This window comes from Rhodococcus sp. MS13 (assembly GCF_013277835.1).
Taxonomy (GTDB): Bacteria; Actinomycetota; Actinomycetes; order Mycobacteriales; family Mycobacteriaceae; genus Rhodococcus_F; species Rhodococcus_F erythropolis.
Genome location: NZ_VBTL01000001.1, coordinates 545,258 through 552,637 on the forward strand (window position 1 = coordinate 545,258; position 7,380 = coordinate 552,637).

At 63.9% G+C, this 7,380-nt stretch carries 5 protein-coding genes; 3 read left to right on the forward strand and 2 right to left on the reverse strand.

What is annotated here, in order from left to right; translation table 11 throughout:
- Positions 1-197 precede the first annotated feature (197 nt).
- Genes FEZ59_RS02440 through FEZ59_RS02450 form a run of 3 tightly spaced genes read left to right on the forward strand, consistent with a single transcriptional unit; the run spans position 198 to position 5,871 of the window.
- Positions 198-2,222 (forward strand): alpha-1,4-glucan--maltose-1-phosphate maltosyltransferase, encoded by a 2,025-nt coding sequence (locus FEZ59_RS02440; RefSeq protein ID WP_020970040.1) that lies wholly within the window; start codon positions 198-200, stop codon positions 2,220-2,222.
- On the forward strand, positions 2,222-4,423 hold the full coding sequence (gene glgB, locus FEZ59_RS02445) for a 1,4-alpha-glucan branching protein GlgB (protein ID WP_041815044.1): 2,202 nt from the start codon (positions 2,222-2,224) through the stop codon (positions 4,421-4,423). Before FEZ59_RS02440 ends, glgB begins: the two co-directional genes overlap by 1 nt.
- Positions 4,423-5,871, forward strand: coding sequence for a neutral zinc metallopeptidase (locus tag FEZ59_RS02450; RefSeq protein WP_020970042.1), 1,449 nt, complete (start codon positions 4,423-4,425; stop codon positions 5,869-5,871). Before glgB ends, FEZ59_RS02450 begins: the two co-directional genes overlap by 1 nt.
- Before the next feature lie 18 nt (positions 5,872-5,889).
- Here FEZ59_RS02450 and FEZ59_RS02455 read toward each other — a convergent pair whose 3' ends face one another.
- Positions 5,890-6,786 carry a tetratricopeptide repeat protein gene (locus FEZ59_RS02455; protein WP_172932188.1) on the reverse strand — a complete coding sequence of 299 codons (897 nt, stop codon included), beginning with the start codon at positions 6,784-6,786 and terminating at the stop codon, positions 5,890-5,892.
- Between the two features lie 105 nt (positions 6,787-6,891).
- The gene (locus FEZ59_RS02460) at positions 6,892-7,254 is read right to left on the reverse strand and encodes a DUF3817 domain-containing protein (protein WP_020908283.1); all 363 of its coding nucleotides are present in this window, start codon (positions 7,252-7,254) and stop codon (positions 6,892-6,894) included.
- Positions 7,255-7,380 lie beyond the last annotated feature (126 nt).

Genomic DNA, 7,380 nt, shown 5'->3' on the forward strand with positions numbered 1-7,380 from the left:
GCCCGAGCCGACCTGACCACCGACAGACCCGAATTCGTCGTTATCAGCCTGGCGGCTTCGCCGTTATCAGCCTGGCGGCTTCGCCGTTATCAGCCTGGCGGCTTCGCCGTTATCAGCACCGCAGCGCCGCACCCACTACGGTTGAACCCGGCGAAAGAAAGTTTTACCGCGATCCATCATCAGAAATGGAGCTTCCCGTGTCAGGACGCCTCGGTATCGACGACGTGGTACCCGAGATCTCGGGTAACTATCCGGCAAAGGCCGTGGTCGGTGAAGTCTTCCCGGTGCACGCCACCGTGTGGCGAGAAGGCCACGACGCCATTTCCGCCACTCTTGTCGTGCGTGGTCCGCGCGGTACCAAGCCGCTGCGCATTCCGATGGATCCCGGGACCGAACCGGACACCGTCGACGCGGTGTTCACGCCGTCCGCCGAAGGTATGTGGTCGTTCCGGATCGAGGCGTGGAGCGATCCCATCGCCACCTGGAAGCACGCCGTGGAAGCAAAGCTCGCCGTCGGGCAAGGGGCGGCCGAGTTGGCCAACGACCTGGAAATCGGTGCGCGCCTGTTCGAAAAGGCCGCGCACGAAGTGCCGCGGGGCAACAGGTCCAGGCTCGAGGCCGTCACGGCGTCGCTGCGCAGCGATCAGGCGCTGACTGCTCGCGTCGCTCCGGCCTTCGCCTCCGACGTCGCCGAACTGCTCCGCGCCACTCCGCTTCGCGAGCTGGTCACCAAGGGCGAGTCCCACCCTGTCGTCGTCGATCGCAGCCGTGCACTGTTCGGCTCCTGGTACGAGTTCTTCCCCCGTTCGACCGGTGGATGGGACGAGAACGGAGTACCGCAGCACGGCACGTTCCGTACCTCGGCCGAAGATCTGCCCCGCATCGCCGCAATGGGTTTCGACGTCGTCTACCTTCCGCCGATCCATCCCATCGGCGAGATCAACCGCAAGGGACGCAACAACACCCTCACCCCCGAACCCGGCGACGTTGGTTCGCCGTGGGCGATCGGCTCTGCCGACGGCGGGCACGACGCTGTTCACCCCCAACTCGGCACGCTCAAGGACTTCAAGGCCTTCGTCGCTGCGGCCCGCAAGCTGGATCTCGAAGTGGCACTGGATCTCGCGCTGCAGTGCGCCCCGGATCATCCATGGGCTCAGAAGCATCCGGAGTGGTTCAACGTTCTTCCCGACGGCACCATCGCCTACGCCGAGAACCCGCCCAAGAAGTATCAGGACATCTACCCGATCAACTTCGACACCGATCCTCGCGGTCTGGACAAGGAGATCCTGCGCGTGGTCCGTCACTGGATCAACGCCGGAGTCAAGATCTTTCGTGTCGACAACCCGCACACCAAGCCGCCCAACTTCTGGGAAACACTCATCTCGGAGGTCAAGAAAACCGACCCCGACGTCTTGTTCCTCGCCGAGGCTTTCACTCGTCCGGCGCGCATGTACGGCCTTGCCAGGCGCGGGTTCACGCAGTCGTACACGTACTTCACCTGGCGAGTTGCAAAGTGGGAGCTCACCGAATTCGGTAACGAGCTGGCGGCAAAGGCCGACGAGGCCCGACCGAACCTCTTCGTGAACACACCGGACATCCTGCACGAGTCCCTCCAGCACGGTGGGCCCGGAATGTTTGCACTGCGAGCAGCTCTCGCCGCCACCCTGGCGCCGACGTGGGGCGTCTACTCCGGTTACGAACTCTACGAACATCAAGCCGTTCGCCCCGGCAGCGAGGAATACCTCGACTCCGAGAAGTACGAACTTCGTCCGCGCCGTTTCGCCGAAGCGGCAGCGCGAGGCGAATCTCTCGAGCCGTGGATCACCGCACTCAATCGCATCCGGCGTGCACACCCGGCCCTGCAGCAGTTGCGGAACCTGCACTTTCACCACATCGACAACGACGCGTTGATCGCCTACTCGAAGTTCGACGCCTCGACCGGTGACGCCGTCCTGACGGTGATCAACCTCAACCCGTTCGCGGCAGAAGAGGGCACCGTCTGGTTGGACATGCCGGCGCTCGGACGCGAATGGCACGACCACATGACCGTGCTCGACGAGGTTACCGGCGAGCAGTTCAATTGGGGCCAGGCCAATTTCGTCCGGCTCGAGCCCTGGCGTTCGGTGGCGCACATCCTCGCGCTCCCACCCGTTCCGTATCCGGCCCGGATCTCTCTGGCCTACCAAGCTCGCAATGCGCACCGCGCAGGTGGAGGCAAGTGATGCCAACCGAAAAGTCCCCTTCGGGTATCGCGCCGGACAATCACGATCTGGAACTGTTGGCGCGCGGTGAACATCACGATCCGCACAGTGTCCTCGGCGCCCATCCCCACGCCGACGGCACCGTTCTCCGAGCGTTGCGTCCCAACGCCGAGTCCGTCAGCGCCGTCATCGGCGGCAAAACCTTTCCTCTCGAACATGTTTCGCACGGAATATTCGCGGCCCTGGTCCCCTACCCAGACCTGATCGACTATCGCTATTCCGTGACGTACCCGGGTGGCCACACAGTTCTCGCAGCCGACCCTTACCGATTCCTGCCGACTCTCGGTGAACTCGACCTTCACCTGTTCGGCGAAGGTCGGCACGAACGGCTGTGGGACATCCTCGGCGCACATCCGCGTTCGTACGAGACACCGGACGGACCCGTCGACGGCACCTCGTTCGCCGTCTGGGCTCCGGCCGCCCGCGGCGTGACCGTCGTCGGCGACTTCGACGGGTGGAGTGGGCAATTCGCCCCCATGCGAGTCCTCGGCTCCACCGGGGTCTGGGAACTCTTCCTGCCCGACATCGCAGTCGGTTCGCTGTACAAGTTCCGGGTCCACGGCCACGACGGCTCGGTTCGCGACAAGGCCGATCCCATGGCATTCGGTACCGAGGTACCGCCGGCGACGGCGTCGCGAGTGACCACCAGTTCGCACGAATGGAACGACGCGGCCTGGCTGGAAACCCGCGCTGGTGTCGACCCTTCGCAGTCCCCGATGAGCGTGTACGAGGTGCACCTCGGATCGTGGCGTCCGGGACTCGACTACCGGCAGATGGCCGAGCAACTCGCCGTATACGTCACCGAAACCGGATTCACCCACGTCGAACTGCTGCCCGTCTCCGAGCATCCGTTCGGTGGATCGTGGGGGTACCAGGTCACCTCGTACTACGCACCGACCTCCCGCTTCGGCACCCCGGATGACTTCCGCTGGTTCGTCGACCACCTGCACGCCGCAGGGATAGGCGTCATCGTCGACTGGGTTCCTGCACACTTCCCCAAAGACGAATGGGCGCTTGCCCGTTTCGACGGAACGCCGTTGTACGAGCACGCCGATCCGCGTCGCGGCGAGCAGTTGGACTGGGGCACATACGTATTCGACTTCGGTCGCCGCGAGGTCCGGAACTTCCTCGTCGCCAACGCGCTCTTCTGGCTCGAGGAGTTCCACATCGACGGACTGCGCGTCGACGCCGTCGCATCGATGCTGTACCTGGACTACTCACGTCCGGAAGGTGGATGGACTCCCAACATTCACGGTGGCCGCGAGAATCTCGAAGCTGTTGCGTTCCTGCAGGAGATGAACGCCACCGTCCACAAGAACCACCGAGGAGTCGTCACCGTCGCCGAGGAGTCGACGGCGTGGCCCGGAGTCACTCGGGCGACCAATGTCGGTGGCCTCGGGTTCAACATGAAGTGGAACATGGGGTGGATGCACGACACCCTCGGGTTCCTCGGTCACGACCCGGTGCACCGGACTTACCACCATCACGAGATCACTTTCTCGCTGATGTACGCGTGGAGTGAGAACTACCTGCTACCGATCAGCCATGACGAAGTGGTGCACGGCAAGGGAACTCTGTGGACCCGGATGCCCGGCAACGACTTCGCCAAGGCTTCCGGCCTGCGCTCACTGCTTGCGTACATGTGGGCGCATCCGGGCAAGCAACTGCTGTTCATGGGACAGGAGTTCGGTCAGAGTGCGGAATGGTCCGAAGAACGCGGCCTCGACTGGTGGCAACTCGACGATCAGTACACCGGCACTCTCCACCGCGGCGTCCAGCGACTGGTCGGAGATCTCAACTCCGCGTACCGACGCCATCCGGCCATGTGGACCCTCGACACCTCCCCCGGCGGATACTCCTGGATCGACGCCAACGACACCGAGAACAACGTCCTCAGTTTTCTGCGTTACGGTACTGACGGTTCGATTGTCGCCTGCCTGTTCAACTTTTCGGGCAGTGAGCACTCGAGCTACCGCGTCGGGCTACCAGAGCCCGGCCGATGGGTGGAAATTCTCAACACCGATGCCGAGGTGTATGGCGGCTCCGGAGTCGGGAACCTCGGAGCGGTCACGGCAACGTCGCGTTCGTGGCACGGTCGGCCAGCCTCCGCACAGGTGGCGCTGCCAGCTGCTGGAGCGATTTGGATAAGTCTGGAGCGTTGATGGTCGGCCGGCGAGTAGTCATTGTCACGTCGTCACTGTTCGCAGTGGCCGCACTGCTCGCCGGTTGTGCCAGCGGAACGAACGGGCACGCCGTCTCGATCTATCACGATCCGTTCCGCGTCGCCGGACTCGACGCAACAGCAGGCCCCAGCGGATTGCGCCCGGGAGCCCCCAATGCCGACCGAGCAATCACCGGCACCGACGGCGGGGACATCGACGCCCTGGCGGCCAACGCCATCACCGACATCGAAACCTACTGGGCCGCCGAGTACCCGGCTCTGTTCGACAAGCCCTTCGAACCGGTTGACGAGCTGATCTCGTGGGACCCCACCGAATCGAACGGCCCGGACTTCTGCGAAGAGACCACCGAAGAACTCATCAACGCCGGGTACTGCAGCATCGATCACACCATCGGTTGGGATCGCGAACTGCTACTGCCCGAGGTACGAGAGAAGTTCGGTGAAGTGGCCGTCGCCTTCATCTTCGCGCACGAGTACGGCCACGCGGTTCAACGCAAAGCCGGGATCGTCGGCGGCAAACGAGATGCGGCCCTGGTGCGAGAACAGCAAGCCGACTGTTTCGGTGGTGCCTTCTTGCGGCACGTCGCGGAGGACAAGGCCGCACACTTCACGATGAACACCTCCGACGGCCTCAACAAGGTGTTGGCCTCGGCGGTCGCCATCCGCGACGAAGACCCTAATGATCCTGAGAGCCACCATGGTTCGGCGTTCGAGCGCGTCACCGCCACTCAGATCGGCTTCACCGACGGCGCCGGCGCCTGCGCGAAGATGGACGCCGACGAAATCGAGTCACGACGCGCAGACCTCCCGCAGCAGTTCGCCGAAGGCAACGACTCCGGAGAACTGCCTGTCACCGAGGCAACGCTCGACGAGTTCGTGAAGACATTCCAAGCGATCTTCGATCTACCCGAGCCGCCGAAGGTCGTGTTCACCGGCGCAGACACCGGGTGCAGCGACGCCGTTGCGACCGAGCCCGTCTCGTACTGCCCGTCGACGAACACCATCGGAATCAGCGTCGACGACCTGGCCGAGCGCGGCACGCCGGGTCGCGTCGGACGGCGCGAGTTGATCCAGACCAACATCACCGGTGACTACAACGCCTACGTCCTGCTCGCGTCGCGGTACACCCTCGCGATGCAGAAGGAGAACGGCCAATCGCTCGACACTCCGCAGACTGCCTTGCGCGCCGCCTGCCTCTCCGGCGTCATCACCGCAGCGCTCAGTCCCACCAACGCTGCGGCGTCCGGAGCTCAAGTCACGCTCTCCCCCGGCGACCTCGACGAAGCGGTATCGGGGCTGCTGACCGACGGCCTCGCCGCCAGTGACGTCAACGGTGAGACGGTGCCGAGCGGGTTTGCACGCGTAGACGCGTTCCGGACCGGCGTACTGGGTGGCCGGGAAGTGTGCGACAGCCGCTACACGGAGTAGCGGCTGCCGGTCCACACGTCAGTAGAGAGCGGAAGCCAACTTACGCCGGGCCGCGATGACGATCGGTTCTGCCGGGTCGAACAGTTCGAACAGCTCGAGCAGGCGCGTCCGCGCTGCGGCCTTGTCGTCGCCGGCAGTTCGCGATACCACCGAGATCAAGCGAGCGAACGCGGCCTCGGGTTGCTGGGCGAACATTTCCAGGTCGGCTGCAGCGAACTGCAGTTCGAGATTGGACGGATCAGCATCCGCGGCCGCAATCGACTCGGGATCGACGCCCTGAACCCGAGTCATGAACTTCACCTGGCGGACAGCGCTCTTGGCCTCCGCGTTGTTGGGTTCGGCGTCGAGAATCACCTGGTACGCAGCGATGGCGGCGTCGAGATCGCCCTCGTCCAGCGCGGTTTCAGCGGCCACGAAGCGAGGATCCTCGACCTCCTCCACCGGTTCGTCCCCGTCGGACACCGGCCCACTCAACTTCCCCTCGACAGCTTGGAGCACTGCGTCGAACCACTGACTGAGCTGCGCCTCTGGCTGAGCACCCTGAAAATCGGCCAACGGCTGACCAGCCGCGACGGCAACAACCGTCGGCACCGACTGGACACCGAATGCCTGCGCGATGCGAGGACTCACGTCGACGTCGACGTTGGCAAGAATCCACTTGCCGCCGGCGCGCGCCGCCAATGATTCGAGAACTTCGGTGAACACGACCGAGGGCTCGTATGCGCGGCCACCGATATTGACGATGACCGGCACCTGGCTCGACTTGAGCAGGACTTCGCTTTCGAAGTTCTCCTCGGTCACCTCGATCACTGCCTCCGAGACAGCAGAAACGGCCCCGTCGCCGCTGGTGTTACGCGGCGGTGGTGGGGCCGTGGCCCGCTCTTTGAAGGCGGACAAGTCGACTGCGCCGCTCATGGCGGCAGCAACTGCGGACGAACGCGCGGGGGGCCTGGAACCTGGTCGAGTCACGACTCCCAGTTTGTCACGAGTTGCGCGAAGCTACGTAGAGGGATGCAGCACTCAGACGAGCGCCGCGTTGCCCTTGGACGCCTCGAACTCCGTGGACAGCTCACCTAGCTTGCCGTTTCGCACTGCCCAGCGTTCGAATATGACGGTGCCGAACGGGGGAACGCTCGAGATCAGCGCAAGGATCGTGGTCTTGATATCCCACTTGAGCGACCACGCAGTCAGCAGAGCAACAACGATGAACACCAGGAAGCCCGCCGTGCCGTGGACCATTCCGGGGATGCGAATCGCTTCTTCGTGTCCGAGGACCCACTTGAAGAACATGGCAACCAGCAAGGCCGCCCAGGTCACAGCTTCCCACCACGCCACCAGACGGAAGCGTTTCGCGGGAGTGGATACGTCAAAGATGTTCGCCATGAGGCCATTGTGCCCGAACAACTACGACGCCCCGTAGTTGTGTGAGCAAAACCACGGGGCGTCGCAGAGCGAGAGCGCTCGTTCAGGTGTATTTAGACACTCAAGCCTTGGGGACGCGGATGATGA